We start from the raw sequence: 20,310 nt of genomic DNA, 5'->3' as shown, positions 1-20,310 counted from the left end.
ATGAATCCGATCCAGGATCTCCGGGCCGGCTTCAACGCACTCGCCGCCAATCTCGACCACTTCGACGGGGAGTCTCTCCGGCCGCAGGCGGGCCGCTCGATCATCGCGCTTGCCCAGCTGCTGACTCTCGCACTCACCAGCTGGCCGGCCCTCACCGCCGATGTTCTCGGCCGTTTGCCGGAGATGTACTGTGCGGGCCCGAGGAGCATCTCGATGTTCTGCCTCGGATCCAGCACACCTAACGAGACCGGTCGGTGGATCGCAATCGCTGTGTGTGTTCTGGTCGTCAGTGGCATCTACCCGCGGTGGACGAGCATCTTGCATGCCTGGGTGGCCATCTCGATGGCGGTGTCCCTCTCGCTGCCCGACGGCGGCGAAGCCGTCGCAGTCTTCAGCTGCGTGCTCCTCATCGGTGTTCTCGTGCCCAACAGCAAACCGTTTGCCTGGCGCCGCACCGAGTCAGAGTCACGTCCCGTCCTGAGAGCGATCGGCTACGCAGCGTCACTCGCGCTCTGCCTGCAGGTGGCCGGGATCTACTTCGAGAGCGGACTCGCGAAGCTGGCGGTTGCCGACTGGGCGAACGGCTCCGCTGTCTACTACATCGTCCGGGACCCGATGTTCGGGAGTGTCGGACTTGTCGGCTCGGTTGTCGCCGAGATCACCGCGCATCCGCTCGGTACTGCTCTCTTCACGTGGGGGACCATCGTTGCTGAGTGCTGCATCGCCGTGGCATTCCTGCTCCCGCATCGCTTCAAGCGCTACGGGCTGGTCGGAGTCATCCTCCTCCACACGAGCATCGCGATCATCATGGGCCTGTGGTCGTTCGCCCTGGTGATGATCGGCACAGCCGTGGTCGCCTCGTACGACCTGCGACCGGCTGCCGACAGGAACAGCGTCGACCTCGCGGGCGCGAATGTCGCTCGAGAAAGGAGCACATCATGATCATCTGGACTGCGGTTTCAGCCCTCGTCCTTGCAATGGCACTTGTCTGCGCGCGAGGTTGGGTGAGACCGAACCACGGGGTCGGGCTGCGCATCCCCGCGACGCAGCGGAGTGAAACTGCCTGGCGCGTGGGGCATCGCGCCGCTGTTCCCGCTGCTGTCACGGGAACCGCGGTCATCGCGATCGCACTAGTCATCTCGCTCGCTGACCCCGCGACCGCTACCGCAATGATGGTCGTGGCGGTCATCGCCTTCGTCGGCGAGCTCGTCTGGATGGTCCTCGCTGCCGACCGTGCCGCCTCTCGCGTGTCCGTTCACCATCCATGAGTGCGCACGACCACGCTTCGCCACGAACGGCAGCACAAGGTCAACCGACCCGGCTGCTGAGCCCGGCGCTGCTCCTGGCTGCAGTGATGTCATGGCTTCCTCCAGGCGTCCTCGTGCTGGTCCGGCTCACATCATCGGACGTTCCAGCGCGCGTGCCGACACACTGGCGCGGTGCGGGCGTCGTCGACGGGTGGGGCTCATCGACCTTCGCCTTCTGGTCACTGCTGGTGCCGGGCGTGGTCGGGGCGTTCATCTGCTCGGTCCTCGCGGTGGTCCTCGCGACGGACACCACCAGGATCAAAGCAGCGGTCGCCATCGGTCTCGTCTCGGCCGTCACCGGAGGAATCGCTTCGGCCTGGTTCACGATGGCCCTCAGCGCGACCGGCTCGTCGGCGGCGCTCCTGCCGGTGCTCGCTGCCGTCGTCTGGGGTGGGTTGGTCTTCGGCATCTGCCTCCTGCGACGGAATCCGGTCGACTGATTGTCCGCCCCGCGTCACCCCGCGGGCGTGAGCCGGTAGACCAGACCGGCAGCGTCGTCCGTCACGTACAGCGCGCCGTCCGGTCCGGGTACCGCGTCGACGGACCGTCCCCAGCGGGACCCGGACGCCGTCTGGAACCCCTCGACGATCGTGTGCGGCTGGCCGAGCGTCCTGGTGTCGTCGTCCCAGGCGCTGTAGGACACCGACGGCGGCCGCGGGGGTTGCCGGTTCCACGACCCGTGCGTGGTGATGAGTGCGCCGTCGGCGTACGCGTCCGGCAGCGCACTGCCCCGTGTGAAGACGAAGCCGATCGGGGCACTGTGTGCGGGCAGCCCGACCATGGTCGGCGTCACCGTGCTGCAGTCGAGCGCGTCGCCGTCGGGGTTGTTCGCCGGCTGCCGCACGGACCCCAGGTCGAGCAGGTCGAGCTTGCCACGGGAGTCGGGCACGCAGTACGGCCACCCGAGCTCGGCGCCGCGGGTGATCCGGGTGACCTGGTCGTTCGGGTGCTCGTTGACGTACGCCTGGTCCCGCTGGCCGTACTTCCCGCTGCCGTCGTGGAAGGGGTAGGGCTGCTGGTCGGCCTGGTTCACCGCGGTGAACAGCGTGCCGTCCGGGGCGTGGGCGATCCCCTCGCCGTTGCGGACCCCGGTGGCCAGCAGTGTGTCGCCGGTACCGTCCAGCCCGATCTGCCGGATGACGGCGCGGTCGGGGTTCGCCTGCCGGTCGGCGCCGCTGTCGTTCGTGCCGGAGCCGATGTCGTACGTGACGATGCCGTTCCGCACGGCGACGAACTTGCCGCCGTGGCCGCCGGTCGGCAGGTCGTCCACCAGGACCCGGCGGTCGGTGAGCGCGGCGTCCTTCCAGCGCCACGTGACGATGCGCGAGTCCTCGCCGAGCACGACGACGGTCTGACCGCCCTGCTGCGTGACGGCCACACCCTGGGGATCGTCGAGGCCGGACGCCAGGCGCTGCACGGCGGGAGCGCGGTCACCGCTGCGGGGCGTGAGCCGGAGCAGTCCGCCCTGTCCGCCCGTGGTCAGGAGCATGCTGCCGTCGGGCAGCCACGCGGCCATGCGCGCGCCGTCGGCGTCGGCCCACACCTCGGCCCGCCAGCCCTTCGGGATCCGGAGCGATCGGCCCGAGGCGGCACCGGCATCCGCCCCGTCCGCGACGGTGAGCCGGACGGATCGCAGACCGCTCGCGGGGTTCCCGGTGACCGCGGCGCTGCTGCCGGTGCTCGTCGGTGCGGCGCCGGTCGGTGCCGCGGTGGCCGTGCAGGCCGTGACGCTGGCGACCAGCAGCACGGCCGCCGCCACTCCGGTGATCCGGTGGGTCGTCGACATGGGGTGTCCTTCCGGTGGACTGCGAACGTGTCCACGGCCCAGTGTCCGCTCTCGTGCACGGCGGACGCTGCGTAGGGTCGGGAACAGGACGACGCCGACGTCGTCCGCATCGACGGAGGGCACCACATGACATCCCCGTTCAGCCTGGACGGCCGCACCGCCGTGGTCACCGGCGGCAACCAGGGCCTGGGCAAGGCGTTCGCGTTCGGCCTCGCCGAAGCCGGAGCCCGGGTCGCGATCGTCGGTCGCTCCGCCGAACGGAACGCGCAGGTCGCATCGGAAGCCGCTGCCGCCGGGCATGCGTTCGTGACCATCACGGCGGACATCACCGACGACGCGCAGGTCACCCGCATGACGGACGAGGCACTGGCGGCGTTCGGGCACATCGACGTCCTGGTCAACAACGCGGGCACGTGCGTGCACGACGAGGCCTTCGCCGTCACCGACCAGGCGTGGGACGACGTGTTCGCGCTGAACGTCCGGGCGCTCTGGAAGGCGACGATCGCGGTCGGTGCGCACATGCGCGACGCCGGCTCGGGGTCGATCGTCAACATCGGCAGCATGTCCGGCATCATCGTGAACCGCCCGCAGTGGCAGCCCGCGTACAACGCGTCCAAGGCGGCGGTGCACCACCTGACGAAGTCGCTCGCGGTGGAGTGGGCGCCGTACGGCATCCGGGTGAACGCCCTGGCGCCGGGCTACGTGAAGACCGAGATGGCACCCGTCGACCGCCCGGAGTTCCAGCGGTACTGGGTCGAGGACACCCCGCAGCAGCGCTTCGCCCTGCCCGAGGAGATCGCGCCGAGCGTGGTGTTCCTGGCCAGCGACGCGGCGTCCTTCATCACGGGGTCCGTCCTGGTGGCGGACGGCGGGTACACCGCCGTCTGACGACGCGGGGGATGCGCGGGACGCGCCGGACTGGAGGCTCGTGGCGGGGCCGCCACGGGCCTCCAGTCCGGCTCCGGGCCGGGTGGCGTCAGGCGGTGAGCTCCGCGACGAGCGTCGCGACCCGACGGCGGACGTCGTCGCGGACCTGCCGGACCACTTCGAGGGGCTGCCCCGCCGGGTCGGTGAGGTCCCAGTCCTCGTAACGCTTGCCGGGGAACACCGGGCACGCGTCGCCGCAGCCCATCGTCACGACGACGTCGGCCTGGCGCACGGACTCGGTCGTCAGGATCTGCGGCTGTTCGCCGGCGATGTCGATGCCCTCCTCGGCCATGGCCTGCACGGCGACCGGGTTGATGTGGTGGGCGGGTTCGGAACCGGCGGAGTACACGTCGATCCGGTCCCCGGCCAGGTGGCGCAGGAACCCGGCGGCCATCTGCGAGCGGCCGGCGTTGTGCACGCAGACGAACAGGACGGCGGGCTTCGTGGTCATCGGGGGTTCCTCCGGGCGGTGTTGTCGAGTGCTCGGTGGAGCGTAGCGTCACGGCATGACCGCGATGTGGATCGACGACGACACCATCTCCGACCTGCGGACCCGACTGCGCGCGACGCGGTGGCCGGACGCTCCCGCCGGCACCGGATGGTCCCTCGGGGTCGACGTCGACGAGCTGCGCGACCTGGTGGCCTACTGGGCCGACGGGTTCGACTTCGAGGCCCACCGTGCCGCACTGGCGGCGCTGCCGAGTCGCACGGTCCAGGTCGACGGCATCGGCATCAACGTCCTGGTCGCCCCGTCGACCGCGCCCGCCGACGGCCCGGCGCCGATGCCGCTGCTGCTCGCGCACGGGTGGCCTGACTCGACCTGGCGGTACCGCGCGGTCCTGCCGCGGCTGACCGAGGCCGGCTTCGACGTGGTGGTGCCGGACATGCCCGGGTACGGGTTCTCGGACGCCCCGCCCCAGGTGCTCGACGTCCGGCAGGTCGCCGGCATGTGGGCGACGCTCATGACGACCCTTGGGTACGAGCGGTTCGCCGTGGCGGGTGGCGACATCGGGACGCACGTCGCCCGGTACCTCGCGCTCGACCATCCGGCGCGCGTGGTCGCCGTGCACCGGATCGACGGCGGTCTCGCCTGGCCGGGCATCGACGTGTCGGAGCTGTCGCCGGCCGAGCGGGACTTCGTCGCCGCGACCGATGCGTGGCGGAACGCCGAGGGGGCCTACGCGATGATGCACCGCACGAAGCCGCAGACCGTGGCCGTCGGGCTGACCGACTCGCCCGCGGGACTGGCGGCGTGGATCGTCGAGAAGCTCCGGTCGTGGAGCGACTGCGACGGCGACCTGTGGTCGGTGTACACCCGCGACCAGGTGCTGGCGCTCGTGACCGAGTACTGGGCGACGGGGTCGATCGGCTCCGCGATGCGGATGTACCACGCCAACGCTGCCGTGCCGCCGGAGCAGTCCGCCCGCCGGGTCGAGGTGCCGTCCGGTTTCTCGCTGTACCCGGGCGACCTGGTGACGGCGCCCCGGGAATGGCTGGAGCGGACCACGAACTTGGTGTCGTTGACGTACCCGGCGCGGGGCGGGCACTTCGCGCCGATCGAGCAGCCGGAGTCGTACGCGGGCGAGCTCGTGGCGTTCCTCGAGCCGTTCCGGCAGGCGGTGGTTCGCTAGAGTGGGTGGGCCGGCCTCTGTAGCTCAATGGAAGAGCAGTTCCGTCCTAAGGAAAGGGTTGGGGGTTCGAGTCCCTCCAGGGGCACCAGTGATGTGCCGCCCGGTTCCTGTCGGGCGACAAGGCCTGTTGCCAGCCAGCTCTCGCGGCTTGAGTGGACGAGGTCGACTCTGTGACGTCCGAGCGAGTGCAGTCGGCTGGGTCGGTGCTGCTCGGTGACGAGCCAGTGTGGAGGAACACCAACCCGGTGGCGTTCCTCGGAATGTTCTCGCTGTTCGACGGTCGTGAGCAGCTTCGCTGGTGTCGTGTCGTCCGTCAGCCAACTTGTCCGACTGCCACTCAACGTGTCTGAAATACGGATGTGGACACGTTGTTTGGCAGTACGAACGGGCCGCGTCGGCTAGGAGCCAGCTAAGTTTTCGCGCATCGCGAAACGTCCGTATGGCGCACGTGGACTGAGACAGTTAGCGGACCACCTATGTGAGACGGGTTCGCGCTGGAGTAGTGCCGTAGGAGTCCGGGGCTGTCTGCAAGTACCTGGGGTTCCGCTGGGGGACCGGCTATCGGACAGCCTCCCTGCGGAAACCACTGTTCTCGGTTCAGCCCTTCCGACGCAGCGCTCGGAGTCAGCTCGCACGTTAAGCATGCGAGGATCGATCACGTGCCCGCCAATCGACTCCTCGAACTCGATCCGCTTCCGCTCGCGTTGACGACTCACCCGGAAACCGCCGGAGCCGCGCGCCGTCTTGTGGGTGCCCACGATAGTGTCCAGGGGTTGTTCGCCACGCTGCAGGCTGCGCGCCAGCAGAAGATTCTTCGGGGGGTTTCGGTGCGGCGACTAGAACACGGAGAGGTAGATCTGCTTCGGGCAGCCATCGTTTTCGCGGGCGCGGGGCTCGATGCAGTTCTGAAACAGCTAGTCCGGGACGCCCTGACCGCTCTCCTTGCGTCGCACCCTGCGACAAAGACATCGCTCAATCGGTTCGTCGTTGAGATGGTGCGAGGAGAGCCCAAGAAGGCACAGCGGATCCTCGGGGCGCCGAGCGCGGACACTGCTCTTCGCGCCGAATACGTGGACTCGATAACGAAGGGCAGCCTGCAGACGGAGAAGGACCTGCGCGCGGTCCGGAACGCGCTCGGCATCGCGCCCTCAGGTGTTTTTACAGACGCGCATCTCGCAACCTTTGCCGACTTCTTCATCGCGCGGAACGAGATCGTCCATGAGCTCGATCTCCAGGCGTCCGGCCCGGGGATCCCAACCAGACGAGCACGCAAGATGAGCCCGGTGCGCGACCTCGCGAACGAGGCGATCGACATCACCGCCCAGTTCGTTGTCGCCACGGACGCTTTGCTGTGACAGTCTCCTAGAGGGAATCCTTTCCCAAGGGCCGTCTCAGGGACTGCTCCAGGTTCGGTTGACTCCTGACAGGTAGGGGCGTTGGCTCCTGCTGGGAGGATTTGCGCCATGGTGAAGGCGTATCCGGAAGAGTTCCGCCGTGATGTGATCGCGGTCGCCCGGAAGGGCGAGACGTCGGTGCGGCAGGTCGCGAAGGACTTCGGTGTGTCCGAGTCCTGTCTTGCCCGATGGTTGCGGCTCGCGGACCGCGATGATGGCGTCGGTGTCGCGGCGGTGCCGTCGGCGAAAGCGGTGGACCAGGCGGAGCTGCGGGACGCGCAGAAACGGATCCGGCTGCTCGAGCAGGAGAACGAGATCCTCCGCCGGGCGGCTGCGTACTTCGCTCAGTCGCAACTCCCAAAATGATCTACCCGCTGGTCCTCGAACTCGCCGACGACGGTGTTCCTGTCGCGGTGGCCTGCCGGGTGTTGGGTTTTTCGAAGCAGGCCTTCTATCGATGGCGTGCTGATCCGGTGACAAAGCGCGACTGGGCGGACGCGCACCTGACCAACGCAGCGATCGATGCCCACCGGGACGATCCGACGTTCGGCTACCGATTCATCGCCGACGACCTCCAAGCGGCCGGGCACCGCGCTTCGGAACGGCGGGTATGGCGGTTGTGCTCGCAGCAGCGGCTGTGGTCGCTGCACGCGAAGAAGCGCGGCCTGAACCGCAAGGCCGGGCCGCCGGTGCACGACGACCGGGTCCGGCGTGCGTTCACTGCGCCGGACCTGGACCTGGACCGGCTCTGGCTGACCGACATCACCGAGCACCCGACCGGGGAGGGCAAGCTCTACCTCTGCGCGGTCAAAGACGCCTGCTCCCGCCGCATCGTCGGCTACTCGAGCGATGACCGCATGCGGTCATCGCTCGCCGTCGCGGCTCTGCGGATGGCGGTGCATCGCCGCAACCCGACCGGCACGGTCGTGCACTCTGATCGTGGCAGTCAGTTCCGATCAAAGAAGTTCGTCCGCGCGCTCGGTGATGCCGGCCTGCTCGGGTCGATGGGGCGGGTCGGTGCGTGCGCGGACAACGCGGCGATGGAATCGTTCTTCGCGCTGCTGCAGAAGAACGTCCTGAACAGGCGACGCTGGGCGACTCGGGAAGAGCCGCGGATGGCGATCATCACCTGGATCGAAGCGACCTACCACCGGAAACGGCGCCAACGCGGACTCGGGAAGTTGACCCCGATCGAGTACGAGACGATCATCAACCCACAGGTCGCACTCGCGGCCTAAACAAACGAGTCAACCGAACCTGCAGAAGTCCCTCAAGAGCGGATCGGCTATTGAGACACCCTTCGACGGCGTTGCCAGGCGACGCAAGCGAGTGAGCGAGGTTGCTACACGTTCTGGTCAGGTTCGGCAGGGCCTTCGGTTGGGATCTCAACCTGCACGAAGGCTGCATGGAGCTGCTCGATCTCGCCTGCTTCCACGACGACGTAGTCCGCGCCTTCGATCGGGACAGCTTCGTCGCTGCCTTCGGGTCGGTACCGCGGCTGGGTGAGCACGATCGCCCGGTGTGGGTGAGGGTCTGGGTCGTTGTCGAACTCATAGAGGGTGCCGCTTACCCAACCGCCTGACTTCAGCACCAGAGCCACGTCGACCGCTGCGTCCTCCGGCGCGTCGTTGAAGAGCCGTGCCCATGCGGAGGTGTTCCGGGGGATCGCGGAGTTCCAGACGAGGCTGAGGCCGTGCTGGTCCGCCCACTGCGAGCCGAGGAAGTAGCCAAGCAGCGTCGCGACAGCTGCTGCGCCGATCGCGATGAAGATCGAGGGCGCCACGTTGTTCTGCGCCCAGCTGAGGTTACCCATGACTACCTCGTGCAGTCGGTTGCGAAGCTGCACCCACCAGATGGATGCAGCCGCGACGACGAGCGCGACGAGGGCGTCACAGATGGCACTGATGAAGACCAACGTCGCGGTTTCGCGCAGCGCGGATCGCTTGACTGCTGGCTGGTGTCCTTCGCGGGCGAAGATGAACGCGACCCCTGGAAAGAGGGCGAAGACGTAGAAGACAACCCCCAGCGCACTTGTAGGCATCGGACCCCTCTCGCGGTCATAATGCTATGAGGAGGCGCAGCATGGCGAAGACCAGCAAGAGCAACGGCGGTTCGTCGCGAAGTTCGGTCACGGGCAAGTACGTGACGGCGAAGTACACGAAGTCTCACCCCGCCACGTCCGAAGTGACTGCGCGTGGCATGCAGGCCGCGCATGTGCAGTTCCGTCCCTCAGTGCGACCGTCCAGCTCGCTGATTCAACCGCCGACGAACTCGCAGCCCGACTCGTGACAGACAAGGCACGGGAGCCAGGCGGCCAGTTCGGCATCCAGCCCGCGAACGTACAGCGACCGCCGGCCGTGCGGCCTCCGGGCTCGCAGATTCAGCCGCCCAAGCCGAAGCCGTCGAAGCAGTAGCTTCAGGCGTGCTCTGCACAGAGCGCTGGCGGGAACCCGGTTCCCGGATTCCCGCCAGTGAGTCACCGCTTCGCGGCGCTTGTTACTTGCTCTTCTTCTGCGAGGTCTGCGTGGTGCTGGGGCGCGACTTCGCGTACTTCGACGTCACGTACTTGCCAGTGATCGAGCTTCGCGACGAACCGCTGCTGCTCTTGCCGGACTTGGCCATGACTCCGCGCTCCTTCCTGCCGCGAGCGAGCGGGCGGTCCACCCTCTTCGGCACCACCATCGTCTCCGTAAAGGGCGCATGTAGTGCTTCGACACGCCATAAACCACAACATGTAGTAGTTGATGGCATCAGATGTCTGCTCAGAAGCCGTCAGCCGTACTGCGCCAACCCCATCCGTGGCACGCTCATCAGCGTGCTCGCAACGCGGGTTGGCGCGCGCGTGGACCTCGTTGACTGGGGCGGCATGCACGTGAGTGCGATCACACGACACAGAGAGCAGGTCCTGGGGCGCTGGAACGGAGTCGGAACGCTCACCCCTCTCCGGAAGGTGAGTCACCGGATGGGCGGCACGGTCGAGCTGTTCACGAACGGCCAGCTCGACGGGCGCGCGTCCCTCGAACAGGCCCGCTCACTCCCTGTGATGGGCACGTGGGGCCACGACCACCTGTGGGCGATCGCTGAACGGGTACATGTGCAAGCACTGCCCCGCGACGGACGCAAGTCGTCCTGAGCCATCAGCTGCAGGACGTTCACCCGCCCTCCCGCCGCGCTCGATCGGGTCGGGAGAGTCCTCCAGGGACACCAGCGGTCAGACAGTGAAGCCGCCCAGCAGCAGGTTCCCCAGTTCGCGAGCGCAGGTATCCGGGTCGAGCCCCGGATCCGCCTGCAGCCGCTCGATCATGGCGTCGACCGCCGCCTGGTAGGTGACCGCCATCGTGCGCGCGTCGATGTCGGACCGGATGTCGCCCTCCTGCTGGCCCCGCCGGAACAGGCGCTCCTGCCCGCTGTGCAGCTCGTCGAGGTCGGCCAGCGACGCCATCAGCACCCCGTCCGCGTCGCGCAGGTTGCCCACGAGCTGCTGGATCGCGCGGTACTCGTCCGGCAGGCGCGTGGGCACCCGTGACGCAACGACGATCGCCTGCCGGATCACCTGGGGCACCGGGGCCGTCAGGTCGACCTGGTCGGCGACGGCACGGGTGAGCTGCCGGAGCGCATGCAGGCCGCTCTCGCGCAGCAGGTCAGTGAGGTCGTCGAAGTGCCGCCAGAGCAGTCCCTTCGAGACGCCGGCCTCGGCGGTGATCGCGTCCGAGGTCGTCCGGACGAAGCCGTCACGAGCGAGCAGTCGGACGGTCGCTTCGACCAGCTGCGTGCGTCGCGCCTCGGCCGGCAGTCGGCGACGAGGGGGACGCGCGGGGGCCGCGCCGTCGACCATCAGCGGGTCCAGCTGCGCAGGTCACGCCGGGCTGCCACGGCGAGCACCACCATGAGCACGGCGATCAGCGCCATCTCCACGCGCATCCACGGCGTGAACAGACCGGGCAGCAGGGCCTCGACGAGGTTCGCGAGCGCCAGGACGACGGCGATCACGGCCACTGCGACGAATCCGCGGCGCTGTCCCCGGAGTGCGGAGCGCAGCCGTGCGGCGAGCAGGAGCCCCAGGCACGCCACGATCACCAGGTGGACCCAGTCCTCTGAGGTCGCGGCGCCCGGGGTCGACGGCGGACAGCACACCCAGTGCGACGAGGGTCCCGACCACGACGACCGCGTACGTCAGGACGGCACGGGTGGTCAGTGGCGAGACACGGCTGGTGGAGGAGCGGCGCAGGATCGGCATGTCGACCACGGTAATGACTGAGTAGTCATTTGTCGAGCGGATCCTGTCCATCGTGTTGTCCGATGGCAGGCACGCGGTTTTCGGTCTTCCTGCGCCCTCTGCGACCGGCCACGCTGATCGCATGCAGCTCTCACCCCGCTTCACCGCTCGGCACAGCGACCGTTTCCGGTTCGTCAAGGCCCCCGGCATCGACGCCCCGCCCGCGCAGCGCGACCCCGCGGTCGTCGCCACGGTGAGCCGGATGCTGTCCGACATCGAGCGCGACGGCATGGACGCCATCGCGCGGTACGCGCGGGAACTCGACCACCAGGACGGCCCGGTCGAGTACACCGCGGCCCAGATCGCGGCGAGCGGCGACCGCCTGGCTCCGGACCTGCGCCAGGCGATCGAACTCGGCTCGGCGCGGACGAAGCAGTTCGCCGCGCTGCAGCGCGAGCACCTGGTCGACTTCGAGTCCGAACTGGTCGACGGGCTGGTCGTCGGCCAGCGGTACGTCCCGGTCGGCAGCGTCGGGGCCTACCTGCCGGCAGGCCGGTTCCCGCTGACGGCGAGCGCGTTCATGACGGTCGGCGTCGCCAAGGTCGCGGGGGTGCCGACGGTCGTCGCGTGCACCCCGCCGCAGCCCGACGGCGGTGCGAACGCCGCGGTGACGTACGCCGCGCACCTGTCCGGCGTGGACCGGCTGTTCGTGCTGGGTGGCGTGCAGGCCCTGGCCGCGATGGCGTTCGGCCTGCTCGACACGGACCTGGACCCGGTCGACATGCTCGTCGGTGCGGGCAACGCCTACGTCGCCGAGGCGAAGCGGCAGCTGTTCGGCACCACGGCGATCGACCTGCTGGCGGGGCCGAGCGAGGTCGCCGTCATCGCGGACGACACCGCCGACGCCGAGATCGTGGCGGCCGACCTGCTGGGACAGGCCGAACACGGGCCGAACTCCCCGGCAGCGCTCGTCACGACGTCCGAGCGCCTGGCGACCGAGGTCGTCCGAGCGGTGGACCGACAGCTGCCGACCCTGTCGACCGAGCCGATCTGCGGCCCGGCCTGGCGTGACCACGGCTCGGTGGTGCTCGTGTCCACCCGCGAGGACGCCGTGGCCGTGATGGACGAGTTCGCGCCCGAGCACCTCGAGGTGCAGACCGCCGAGGACGCCTGGTACCACGACCACCTCACGAACTACGGGTCGCTGTTCCTGGGCCACTGGAGCACGGTCGCGTACTCGGACAAGGGCATGGCCGGCACCAACCACACGCTGCCGACCGCCGGGGGTGCCAAGCACAGCGCCGGGCTCTCCGTGTCCCGCTACCTCAAGCCGCTCACGTACCAGCGCATCGCACGCCAGGCGACCCCGTCCGTGGCCCACGCCGTGGACGTGATCTCGGCGAGCGAGGGCATGAGCGCGCACCGGGCCACCGCGACGATGCGGCTCGACACGTTCGCGCCCCTGCACGCGTCCACCGACTGACCTGCCCTGTCCCCTCTTTCCGCAACGAACCACCCGACCGCATCGGAGCCAGCGATGACCACCGAGCACCACCCCACCCCGGCCGCCCCCGGCCTCAAGCGTGAACTCAAGGTCGCCGACGCGGCCGCCTTCTCGGTCGGCCTGATCGGCCCCGTCGGCGTCATGGCCCTGTTGGGCGCCGGCGCGGCAGGCATCCTCGGCCGTGGCGCCACCTGGGCGTTCGTGTTCGCGCTCGTCGCCGTGTCCCTGGTGGCCTACGGCTTCGTCAAGCTGTCGCGGCACATCGCCCACACCGGGTCCGTGTACGCCACGGTCGGTCTGACGCTCGGCGCCCGGGCCGGGTTCATCGCGGGGTGGGCGCTGTTCTTCGCCTACGTCACGATCGGCGCGGGATCCGGCATCGAGATCGGGCTGTTCGTCACGCAGCTGCTCAACGACCTGGGGCTCGACGTCAGTCCGGACTGGATCTGGATCACCGTCGTCGCGCTCGCCGTGGTCGTGCTGCTCGGCCGCCGCCCCGTGCACGTCATCACCCGGTCGCTGCTGTACGCCGAGCTGATCGGCGCGGTGCTCGTGACCGTGCTGAACGTGGTCGTGCTCGTCCGGCTCGGGATCGGCGCGGCACCGGCCGGGCGGCACCTGAGCTGGGACTTCCTGGCGCTGCCCTCGGGCACCGACGTCGGACTGATCGCCGGCGCCGCGGTGTTCGGGTTCCTGGCCTTCGCCGGGTTCGAGGGTGCCGCGACCCTGGGTGAGGAGACCAGCAACCCCAAGCGCGACATCCCGAAGGCGCTGAAGATCGCGATCGTCGTCGTGGGCGCGTTCTACCTGCTGTCGATCATCGCGCAGTCGCTGGGCTACGGCACCTCGGCCGCCGGCGTGAAGCAGTTCGCCGGGTCCGCGGCCCCGTACGGCGACCTCGCCCGCACGTACGTCGGCACCTGGCTGGCCGACCTGCTGACGCTCGCCGCGGTCGTCAGCCTGTTCGCCATCTTCCTCGGCACGCTCTCGGGTGCGTCCCGCGTCCTGTTCGCCCTGTCGCGCGACACGGGCCTCGCCAAGCCGGTCGCGAAGCTGTCCGCGCAGGGTTCGCCGGTGAACGCCCTGAGCGTCGTCGCCGTCGTGGCCGTGCTCATCGTGATCGGCGAACGGCTCTCCGGCGCTGCGGTCCTCGACGCGACCTACTGGGCGCTCACGGTCGGCACGATCGCGCTGCTGGTCGCGTACGTCCTGGCCACGATCGGTGCGGTCCGCTTCCTGTTCTTCTCGGGTCGTGCCGCCACGCCGAAGTGGCAGATCGTCATCCCGCTGCTGGCGCTGGCCCTGGTGCTGTACACGATCTACAAGAACGCCGTCGGGCTCGAGGCGCCCTACAGCTGGTTCCCCTACATCGTCGCGGCCTGGCTGCTCATCGGCCTGGCGATCACGTTCCGCAGGGGCCTGGTCGCGCGGGTCGGGTCCGCCCTGGCAGCGTCCACAAGCACCGGCCAGGAGGCCCCTCCCGCGGTCGCGGACGCCGGCCCCGCACCGCGACAGGGCCGTGACACGCGCGACGACGCCCAGGACGTGGTCCGGTGACCCGGGTCGCGGCCGTCCAGCTGGCACCGGTGGTCGGTGCGCTCGCCGCCAACGCGGCCACCATCCAGGCGGCGCTCGACGCGGTACCGGACGACGTCGACGTGGTCGTCCTGCCCGAGCTCGCCACCAGTGGCTACGTCTTCCGCGATGCGGACGAGGCGCGGTCGTGTGCCGTCACCGCGCAGGACGCGACCGTGTCCGGGTGGGCGACCACGGCCTCCAGGCTGGCCCGTGGAACGGGTGGGATCGTCATCGGCGGCTTCGCCGAACTGGGCGACGACGGTGCCGTGTACAACGCGGCCGCGGTCGTCGACCGAACCGGCGTCGTGGGCGTCTACCGCAAGGTGCACCTGTGGGACGGCGAGAAGGCGTGCTTCACGCCGGGCGCGCAGGGCCCCCTGGTCCTCGACACCCCGCACGGCCGGATCGGGGTCGCGATCTGCTTCGACATGGAGTTCCCCGAGTGGACCCGGATGGCCGCGCTGGACGGCGCCGAGATGCTCGCGGTGCCCACCAACTGGCCGTGGGTCGACCGGCCCGAGGGGGAGCGCGCCCCCGAGGTGCAGATCGCGATGGCCGCGGCACGGGTCAACCGGATGGCGATCGTCTGCGCTGACCGCTGCGGGACCGAGCGCGGCGTCGACTGGAACGAGGGCACCACGATCGTCGACGCCGACGGCTGGGTGCGGGCCAGCACCGGGCCCGGCGCGGGGATGGTCGTCGCGGACCTCGATCTCGTGGCGAACCGCGACAAGACGTTGACCCCGCGCGCGGACCTGCTCGGTGACCGCCGCCCGGACCTGTACCAGGCGCTCAGTCGTCCCGGTCGGGTCGGTCACCGCGGACGCTGAGGAGTTCCCGGGCCAGGCGGGCCAGCTCGGCCGTGGCCGCCGACAGCACGGCACCCTCGCGCTCGACCAGCGCGACGGTGTCGTGGAGCGGTTCGGCGAACGGCGTCCAGTGCAGTCCGTGGGCGAGGGCTGCCTCGGCCACGGCGCGTGCGACGAACGTGTCGCCCACGCCCGAGGCCACCAGGGCCAGCGCGGTCTCGACCTGCTCGACCTCGACGTGGGGCTGGAGTTCGACGCCCGCGGCCCGGGCACGCTCGGCGAGCTGCCGCCGGGTGGGGTCACGCCAGCCGTAGTGCGCGTCGTAGAGCACGAGCCGCCGCCGTGCCATCTCCTGGATCGTGATCGGCTGCTCGGCGACCGAGGGGTCCCGGCTCACGAAGACGACCTCGTCCCGGCGGAGCGGGGTGACACGGAGGCCGTCTGCGTCGATCGGCAGCACGACCAGCCCGGCCTCGAGCCCACCGGACGCGACCTCGTTCGCGACCTCGACGGAGTTCAGCCCGATGACCCGCAGCCGCACTGCCGGGTGGGCCGTGTGGAACCGGGTGAGCAACTCGTCGAGGGCGTAGTACTTGGCGTTCCGGAGCAGCCCGAACGACGCCGTCCCGCCCACCAGCGAGGTCACCGCCCGGAGTGCCCGGTCGGCGGCGTCCGCCTCGGCGACGATCCGTTCGGCGATGGGCAGCAGGACCGACCCGGCGTCCGTCAGGCCGAGGTGTCGGCCACCGCGGACGAACAACCGGGTGTCGTAGGTGCCCTCGAGCCGGCGGATGAACTCGGAGACGGACGACTGCGACATCAGCAGCGCGGTCGCCGCCGCGGTGAACGAGCCCAGGCGTGCTGCCGCGACGAAGACGCGGAGCTGCACGAGGGTCACGCGTGCGCGGGCGGGGACGCGACGCCGAACTCGGCGAGGACCGCGGGCAGCGTCGTGCCGAGCAGCACGGCACTGCGCTCGTACTTGTCCTGCAGCCGGGCCCGGGTCGCGTCCTCCTCGACCAGCGCCAGCCGTGCGGGATCGGCGTTGTGGCTGAGGTCGGCACGCTTCACCCGGAGCGCGATGCCCGAGTCGTCGGCACGGACCCGGGCCATGGACTGCTCGAGCGTCTCGCCCCGGCGCTTCGTCAACGCGTCGACGGCCAGCACCTGTTCGACGGTGAACCCGGCGGTGCGCAGGTCGGCGAGGGTGACGTCGGTGTCCTCGACCACGTCGTGCAGCAGCGCCACGACCCGTTCGTCGTCGGTCGACAGTCGCTCCGCGACGGCGACCGGGTGCTCGACGTACGGGCGGCCGGACTTGTCCACCTGGCCGTCGTGGGCCGTGGTCGCGAGTCGGCGGGCGAGTTCCACCTGGTCCTGCTGCGTCATGGTGCCAGCGTGCCACGCCGGAGGGGGGATCAGGGGAGCGGGATCAGGGGAGGGGCATCAGGGGCGGGGAGGATGGTCGCGGTTGCGGCCCCCACAGCGGCAACCGCGACCCATCGGACTCCCCGCGCGGGTCCGAGTCTGCCGTGGCCGGCGGGCTGAGACATCCTCCGGAAGACTGATCTGTGTCGTCGGACACACGCCGATCAGGTCGAGCGCTTCCGTCGTGGCTTCGCCGATCGGGGCGGCACCGTGCGCATGTGGTCCCGCACGACGCCGAGCGTCCGGGCGAGCCCTGCGACGTCCTCGGGGGCGAGCGGATCGAGGAACAGCTGCCGGAGCACCGCGACGTGCCCCGGGAACACGGCGGCCAGCACGTCCCGTCCGGCGTCGGTGATCGTGACGGTGACGCCGCGGTCGTCCTCGGGGGATGGCCCGCGAGTGACCAGGCCCGCCTGTTCGAGCAGCCCGACCTGGTACGTCAGGCCGCTCCGGCTGTAGACGACCCCGTCGGCCAGGTCCGTCATCCGCCGGCTGCCGTCGGCCGCGTCGCCCAGGGTCGCCAGCAGCTGGAACTGCACGTAGCTCAGGTCACCGGCGTCGCGGAGCTGCTGCTCGACCGTGTGGCGGAGCAGGCTGCTGACCTCGATCAGGGCGAAGTAGGCGCCGAGTTCGTCGGGGCGCAGGGGGCCGGGGTGCGCGTGGTCGTCCATGGCTCCAGCGTAAGTCGTTCGACTTCGAAGCAGCGTCGCGCGGCGCCACGGCGCGGAGCGGACAGCGCGCTGCGAGCGCCCCGGGCAAGTGGTGGCAGGATGAGCGCTGGCCGCTTCCCTGGCGGCGCAGATCAGGAGTGATCGAGCGTGACCGAGACACACTCCGCGGCACCCGTCACCGAGGACACCGCGGCCCCCGAGCACGACGGCCGGATGGGGACGACGGCGCTCGCGCTCGCCGCCCTCGGCGTCGTGTTCGGCGACATCGGGACCAGCCCGCTCTACGCGCTGCGCACCGTGTTCACCATCGACGGCGGCATCGTCAAACCGATCCCCGAGGACGTCTACGGCGTGATCTCGATGATGTTCTGGAGCATCACGATCATCGTGTCGATCAAGTACGTGCTCGTGCTCATGCGCGCCGACAACAACGGTGAAGGCGGGGTGATGGCGCTCGCGGCCCTGGCCCGGCGCCTGTACGCCCAGCGTCGTGGCGGCGCCACCATCTTCCTGGTGATCGGCATCATCGGCGTCTCGCTGTTCTACGGCGACTCGGTGATCACGCCCGCGGTGTCGGTGCTGTCGGCCGTCGAGGGCCTGCAGACGGCGACCCCGGCGATCGGGCACCTGATCGTGCCGATCGCCGCCGTCATCCTGGTCATCCTGTTCGCCGTGCAGCGCTTCGGTACCGGCAAGGTCGGCACGCTGTTCGGCCCGATCATGCTGCTGTGGTTCGTGGTCATCGCCGTCGCGGGACTGCCGTTGATCGTGCAGCACCCCGGTGTCCTGCAGGGACTGTCGCCGACGTGGGCGATCGCGTTCGTGTTCGCCCACCCGGTCATCTCGTTCGTGGCGATGGGTGCCGTGGTGCTCGTCATCACCGGTGCCGAGGCGCTGTACGCCGACATGGGCCACTTCGGCCGCGTGCCGATCCGTCGGGCCTGGTTCTTCGTCGTGTTCCCCGCGCTCGTCCTGAACTACCTGGGCCAGGCGGCGCTGGTGCTCGAGCACCCGGAGGCCACGAAGGACCCCTTCTTCCTGCTCTTCCCGAACTGGGCGCAGCTGCCCGTGGTGGTGCTGGCGACCATGGCGACGGTCATCGCCAGCCAGGCCGTCATCTCCGGCGCGTTCTCGCTGACCCGGCAGGCCGTGCAGCTCGGGCTGCTGCCGCCGCTGACGATCCGCCAGACCTCCAAGCGCGAAGGCGGCCAGATCTACCTGCCCGCCGTCAACCTGCTGCTGTTCATCGGCGTGATGGCGATCATGCTCGCGTTCCGGTCCTCGGCCAGCCTGGCCACGGCGTACGGGGTGTCCGTCACGGGCGCGCTCGTGACCGACACGATCCTGCTGCTGCTGGTCGTGAAGCCGCTCTGGCACTGGTCGACGTGGAAGCTCGTCGTCGTCGCGGTCGTCTTCGGTGGCCTCGAGCTGACGTTCCTGGCGGGCAACCTGTCGAAGGTCCTGCACGGTGGATGGGTACCGCTGCTGATCGCGCTGGCGGTCATCACCGTCATGACGACCTGGCGCCGCGGCCGGCAGCTCGTGCAGGACGAACGCCGTGCGCGCGAGGGCTCCCTCGACGAGTTCATCGCGAAGATCAACACGAAGCGGGTCCCGCGGGTCCGTGGCATCGGAGTGTTCCCGCACCCGAACAAGGAGACGACGCCGCTGGCGCTCCGCGCGAACGTGGAGCACAACCACGTCGTGCACGAGCGGGTCATCATCGTGTCGGTCATCACCGCGAACGTGCCGCACGTGCCGCACAGCAAGGCGTTCACACGCGACGACCTCGGCTACTCGGACGACGGCATCGAGCACGTCACGATCAAGTTCGGCTTCTCCGACGACCAGGACCTGCCGCACGCCCTGCACGCCGCCTGCCTGGCCGAGGTGCTCGACCTGGAACCCGACGCCATGTCGGACGCGTCCTACTTCATCTCGCGTGGTGCTCTGCGGCCGATGCGCGGCAACGGCGGGATGGTGAACTGGCGGAAGCGCCTGTTCGTCGGGCTCGCGCACAACGCGGCCGACCCGGCCTCGCGGTTCAACCTGCCGCCGCAGCGCACCGTCACGATGGGCATCGACGTCGAGATCTGACTCCGGTCAGGCGGACCGCGCCTCGGCGCCCGCCAGCGTCGCCGCCGCGTGCGCCGCGTTCCGCACCACCCGGGCGACGTCCTGCGACGTGGACGCCGCGGGCCACGCCACCACCGTCGTCGCGGGTGGCGCGTCGAGCACCGGCACCGCGACGTGCTCCGGCCACTGCAGCGTGCGGCTGGACCGCGGGATCACGATGACCGTGTGTCCGAGCGCCACGAGCTGCGCCAGCTGCGCCTGCGAGTGCACCTCGGGTCCTGGTCCGTCCGGGTAGGTGCCGTCGATGCGGGGCCACCGGGCGGCCGGCAGGTCCGGCAGGTCCCGCAGCTCGGCCGTGGACACCGAGGCGCGGGCCGCCAGCCGGTGCGACCGGGGCAGGATCGCGACCTGCTGCTCGGTGCGCAGGTCCTCGGTGTCGAAGCCCGTCAGGTCGTCGTACGTCCGGTGCATGATCGCCACGTCGGCGGTCCCGTCGCGCAGGAACGCCCCCTGCTCGTGCACCTCGCCGAAGCGCACCTCGAGCGGCAGTCCCAGGGGATCGGCCCGCTGCACGTCGAGCAGCTCCTGCAACAGGTCGTGGTCGGCGCCGGCCTTGACGGCCAGGACCAGACGCCGCGTCGGCTGACCGGCCCGTCGGGCACGCCGGCCGGCGCGGGCCACCGCCTGGAGCGCCGGTCTGGCCTCTTCCAGCAGCACCGTGCCCGCCGCGGTGAGCACCACGCCGCGCGGCGTGCGGTCGAACAGCGCCGCCCCGATCCGCTGCTCCAGCTGCTGCACGGCGCGCGAGAGCGGCGGTTGCGACATGCCGAGCCGCGCCGCCGCCCGTCCGAAGTGCGCCTCTTCGGCCACGGTCACGAAGTACCGGAGCTCGCGGGTCTCGAGATCGTCCACGACGTCGAGCCTACGTCGCACCGATACCCGTCCGGTATCGCCGACCACCCGACGGGTCTTGGACGCCGGCA

Annotated in this window: 22 protein-coding genes and 1 tRNA gene; 14 read left to right on the top strand and 9 right to left on the bottom strand. The window is 69.9% G+C overall.

What is annotated here, in order from left to right:
• From MT346_RS09895 to MT346_RS09885, 3 genes are read left to right on the top strand one after another with little or no spacing between them, the layout of a single operon-like run.
• Positions 1-942: a sporulation-delaying protein SdpB family protein gene (locus tag MT346_RS09895; protein WP_243562898.1), complete on the top strand. Its 942-nt coding sequence runs from the start codon at positions 1-3 to the stop codon at positions 940-942.
• A complete protein-coding gene (locus tag MT346_RS09890; RefSeq protein ID WP_243562897.1) occupies positions 939-1,268 on the top strand; it encodes an SdpI family protein in 330 nt (109 codons plus the stop codon). Before MT346_RS09895 ends, MT346_RS09890 begins: the two co-directional genes overlap by 4 nt.
• Positions 1,265-1,747, top strand: coding sequence for a DUF1648 domain-containing protein (locus MT346_RS09885; protein WP_308221887.1), 483 nt, complete (start codon positions 1,265-1,267; stop codon positions 1,745-1,747). The genes MT346_RS09890 and MT346_RS09885 overlap by 4 nt, the downstream gene beginning before the upstream one ends.
• 14 nt (positions 1,748-1,761) lie before the next feature.
• On the opposite strand, the gene MT346_RS09880 is transcribed toward MT346_RS09885, so the two are convergent.
• Positions 1,762-3,093: a sorbosone dehydrogenase family protein gene (locus tag MT346_RS09880; RefSeq protein WP_243562895.1), complete on the bottom strand. Its 1,332-nt coding sequence runs from the start codon at positions 3,091-3,093 to the stop codon at positions 1,762-1,764.
• 126 nt (positions 3,094-3,219) lie between these two features.
• Here MT346_RS09880 and MT346_RS09875 point away from each other — a divergent pair, with 126 nt between their 5' ends.
• Positions 3,220-3,981 carry an SDR family NAD(P)-dependent oxidoreductase gene (locus tag MT346_RS09875; RefSeq protein ID WP_243562894.1) on the top strand — a complete coding sequence of 254 codons (762 nt, stop codon included), beginning with the start codon at positions 3,220-3,222 and terminating at the stop codon, positions 3,979-3,981.
• An 88-nt stretch (positions 3,982-4,069) separates the two neighbouring features.
• Here the strand turns inward: MT346_RS09875 and MT346_RS09870 are convergent, their stop codons facing one another.
• Positions 4,070-4,471, bottom strand: coding sequence for an arsenate reductase ArsC (locus tag MT346_RS09870; RefSeq protein ID WP_243562893.1), 402 nt, complete (start codon positions 4,469-4,471; stop codon positions 4,070-4,072).
• A gap of 55 nt (positions 4,472-4,526) precedes the next feature.
• Between MT346_RS09870 and MT346_RS09865 the strand changes: the two genes are divergently transcribed.
• The 4 genes from MT346_RS09865 (at position 4,527) to MT346_RS09850 (ending at position 8,283) form a co-directional block, all read left to right on the top strand.
• Positions 4,527-5,651: an epoxide hydrolase family protein gene (locus MT346_RS09865; RefSeq protein ID WP_243562892.1), complete on the top strand. Its 1,125-nt coding sequence runs from the start codon at positions 4,527-4,529 to the stop codon at positions 5,649-5,651.
• Positions 5,652-5,664: 13 nt separating this feature from the next.
• Positions 5,665-5,739: transfer RNA gene (locus tag MT346_RS09860), tRNA-Arg, on the top strand.
• A 571-nt stretch (positions 5,740-6,310) separates the two neighbouring features.
• Positions 6,311-7,006, top strand: coding sequence for a hypothetical protein (locus MT346_RS09855; RefSeq protein WP_243562891.1), 696 nt, complete (start codon positions 6,311-6,313; stop codon positions 7,004-7,006).
• 108 nt (positions 7,007-7,114) lie between these two features.
• Positions 7,115-8,283, top strand: a protein-coding gene (locus MT346_RS09850; RefSeq protein WP_243562890.1) for an IS3 family transposase whose coding sequence is annotated in 2 segments (ribosomal slippage) — positions 7,115-7,394 and positions 7,394-8,283 — 1,170 coding nt in all. Because the reading frame shifts where the segments join, the coding sequence is not laid out codon by codon here.
• Positions 8,284-8,387: 104 nt separating this feature from the next.
• Here the strand turns inward: MT346_RS09850 and MT346_RS09845 are convergent.
• The gene (locus tag MT346_RS09845) at positions 8,388-9,086 is read right to left on the bottom strand and encodes a DUF6338 family protein (protein WP_243562889.1); all 699 of its coding nucleotides are present in this window, start codon (positions 9,084-9,086) and stop codon (positions 8,388-8,390) included.
• A 41-nt stretch (positions 9,087-9,127) separates the two neighbouring features.
• Here MT346_RS09845 and MT346_RS09840 point away from each other — a divergent pair, with 41 nt between their 5' ends.
• On the top strand, positions 9,128-9,334 hold the full coding sequence (locus MT346_RS09840) for a hypothetical protein (RefSeq protein WP_243562888.1): 207 nt from the start codon (positions 9,128-9,130) through the stop codon (positions 9,332-9,334).
• Between the two features lie 235 nt (positions 9,335-9,569).
• On the top strand, positions 9,570-10,178 hold the full coding sequence (locus tag MT346_RS09835) for a hypothetical protein (RefSeq protein ID WP_243562887.1): 609 nt from the start codon (positions 9,570-9,572) through the stop codon (positions 10,176-10,178).
• Between the two features lie 78 nt (positions 10,179-10,256).
• Here MT346_RS09835 and MT346_RS09830 read toward each other — a convergent pair whose 3' ends face one another.
• Together MT346_RS09830 and MT346_RS09825 are read right to left on the bottom strand one after the other, a co-directional pair.
• Entirely contained in the window at positions 10,257-10,880 is a 624-nt protein-coding gene (locus MT346_RS09830; protein ID WP_243562886.1) for a TetR/AcrR family transcriptional regulator, read from the bottom strand.
• Entirely contained in the window at positions 10,880-11,122 is a 243-nt protein-coding gene (locus MT346_RS09825) for a hypothetical protein (protein ID WP_243562885.1), read from the bottom strand. The genes MT346_RS09830 and MT346_RS09825 overlap by 1 nt, the downstream gene beginning before the upstream one ends.
• Before the next feature lie 281 nt (positions 11,123-11,403).
• On the opposite strand from MT346_RS09825, the gene hisD reads away from it, so the two are divergent.
• From hisD to MT346_RS09810, 3 genes are read left to right on the top strand one after another with little or no spacing between them, the layout of a single operon-like run.
• Positions 11,404-12,744, top strand: a complete 1,341-nt coding sequence (hisD, locus tag MT346_RS09820) for a histidinol dehydrogenase (protein ID WP_243562884.1) — start codon at positions 11,404-11,406, stop codon at positions 12,742-12,744.
• A 54-nt stretch (positions 12,745-12,798) separates the two neighbouring features.
• Positions 12,799-14,322 carry an APC family permease gene (locus MT346_RS09815; protein ID WP_243562883.1) on the top strand — a complete coding sequence of 508 codons (1,524 nt, stop codon included), beginning with the start codon at positions 12,799-12,801 and terminating at the stop codon, positions 14,320-14,322.
• On the top strand, positions 14,319-15,173 hold the full coding sequence (locus tag MT346_RS09810) for a nitrilase-related carbon-nitrogen hydrolase (protein WP_243562882.1): 855 nt from the start codon (positions 14,319-14,321) through the stop codon (positions 15,171-15,173). The genes MT346_RS09815 and MT346_RS09810 overlap by 4 nt, the downstream gene beginning before the upstream one ends.
• Here the strand turns inward: MT346_RS09810 and MT346_RS09805 are convergent.
• The 3 genes from MT346_RS09805 to MT346_RS09795 form a co-directional block, all read right to left on the bottom strand.
• Positions 15,136-16,050, bottom strand: coding sequence for a LysR family transcriptional regulator (locus MT346_RS09805; RefSeq protein WP_243562881.1), 915 nt, complete (start codon positions 16,048-16,050; stop codon positions 15,136-15,138). The genes MT346_RS09810 and MT346_RS09805 overlap by 38 nt on opposite strands.
• Entirely contained in the window at positions 16,047-16,541 is a 495-nt protein-coding gene (locus MT346_RS09800; RefSeq protein ID WP_243562880.1) for an HD domain-containing protein, read from the bottom strand. Before MT346_RS09800 ends, MT346_RS09805 begins: the two co-directional genes overlap by 4 nt.
• Before the next feature lie 203 nt (positions 16,542-16,744).
• Positions 16,745-17,251 carry a MarR family winged helix-turn-helix transcriptional regulator gene (locus MT346_RS09795; RefSeq protein ID WP_243562879.1) on the bottom strand — a complete coding sequence of 169 codons (507 nt, stop codon included), beginning with the start codon at positions 17,249-17,251 and terminating at the stop codon, positions 16,745-16,747.
• Between the two features lie 147 nt (positions 17,252-17,398).
• On the opposite strand from MT346_RS09795, the gene MT346_RS09790 reads away from it, so the two are divergent.
• Positions 17,399-19,348, top strand: coding sequence for a potassium transporter Kup (locus MT346_RS09790; RefSeq protein ID WP_243562878.1), 1,950 nt, complete (start codon positions 17,399-17,401; stop codon positions 19,346-19,348).
• A gap of 6 nt (positions 19,349-19,354) precedes the next feature.
• Here the strand turns inward: MT346_RS09790 and MT346_RS09785 are convergent, their stop codons facing one another.
• The gene (locus tag MT346_RS09785) at positions 19,355-20,239 is read right to left on the bottom strand and encodes a LysR family transcriptional regulator (protein ID WP_243562877.1); all 885 of its coding nucleotides are present in this window, start codon (positions 20,237-20,239) and stop codon (positions 19,355-19,357) included.
• Positions 20,240-20,310 lie beyond the last annotated feature (71 nt).

Source organism: Curtobacterium sp. VKM Ac-2922 (genome assembly GCF_022815645.1).
Taxonomy (GTDB): Bacteria; Actinomycetota; Actinomycetes; order Actinomycetales; family Microbacteriaceae; genus Curtobacterium.
Note: the sequence above shows the minus strand (reverse complement) of the source record. Positions and strands in the feature narration are given on the sequence as shown.

What these genes read in the sequence shown, in the direction of transcription:
- MT346_RS09895 (WP_243562898.1), top strand. Translation starts at nt 1, where the DNA reads ATGAATCCGATCCAGGATCTCCGGGCCGGCTTCAACGCACTCGCCGCC.
- MT346_RS09890 (WP_243562897.1), top strand. Translation starts at nt 939, where the DNA reads ATGATCATCTGGACTGCGGTTTCAGCCCTCGTCCTTGCAATGGCACTT.
- MT346_RS09885 (WP_308221887.1), top strand. Translation starts at nt 1,265, where the DNA reads ATGAGTGCGCACGACCACGCTTCGCCACGAACGGCAGCACAAGGTCAA.
- MT346_RS09880 (WP_243562895.1), bottom strand. Translation starts at nt 3,093, where the DNA reads ATGTCGACGACCCACCGGATCACCGGAGTGGCGGCGGCCGTGCTGCTG.
- MT346_RS09875 (WP_243562894.1), top strand. Translation starts at nt 3,220, where the DNA reads ATGACATCCCCGTTCAGCCTGGACGGCCGCACCGCCGTGGTCACCGGC.
- MT346_RS09870 (WP_243562893.1), bottom strand. Translation starts at nt 4,471, where the DNA reads ATGACCACGAAGCCCGCCGTCCTGTTCGTCTGCGTGCACAACGCCGGC.
- MT346_RS09865 (WP_243562892.1), top strand. Translation starts at nt 4,527, where the DNA reads ATGACCGCGATGTGGATCGACGACGACACCATCTCCGACCTGCGGACC.
- MT346_RS09845 (WP_243562889.1), bottom strand. Translation starts at nt 9,086, where the DNA reads ATGCCTACAAGTGCGCTGGGGGTTGTCTTCTACGTCTTCGCCCTCTTT.
- MT346_RS09840 (WP_243562888.1), top strand. Translation starts at nt 9,128, where the DNA reads ATGGCGAAGACCAGCAAGAGCAACGGCGGTTCGTCGCGAAGTTCGGTC.
- MT346_RS09830 (WP_243562886.1), bottom strand. Translation starts at nt 10,880, where the DNA reads ATGGTCGACGGCGCGGCCCCCGCGCGTCCCCCTCGTCGCCGACTGCCG.
- hisD (WP_243562884.1), top strand. Translation starts at nt 11,404, where the DNA reads ATGCAGCTCTCACCCCGCTTCACCGCTCGGCACAGCGACCGTTTCCGG.
- MT346_RS09815 (WP_243562883.1), top strand. Translation starts at nt 12,799, where the DNA reads ATGACCACCGAGCACCACCCCACCCCGGCCGCCCCCGGCCTCAAGCGT.
- MT346_RS09800 (WP_243562880.1), bottom strand. Translation starts at nt 16,541, where the DNA reads ATGACGCAGCAGGACCAGGTGGAACTCGCCCGCCGACTCGCGACCACG.
- MT346_RS09795 (WP_243562879.1), bottom strand. Translation starts at nt 17,251, where the DNA reads ATGGACGACCACGCGCACCCCGGCCCCCTGCGCCCCGACGAACTCGGC.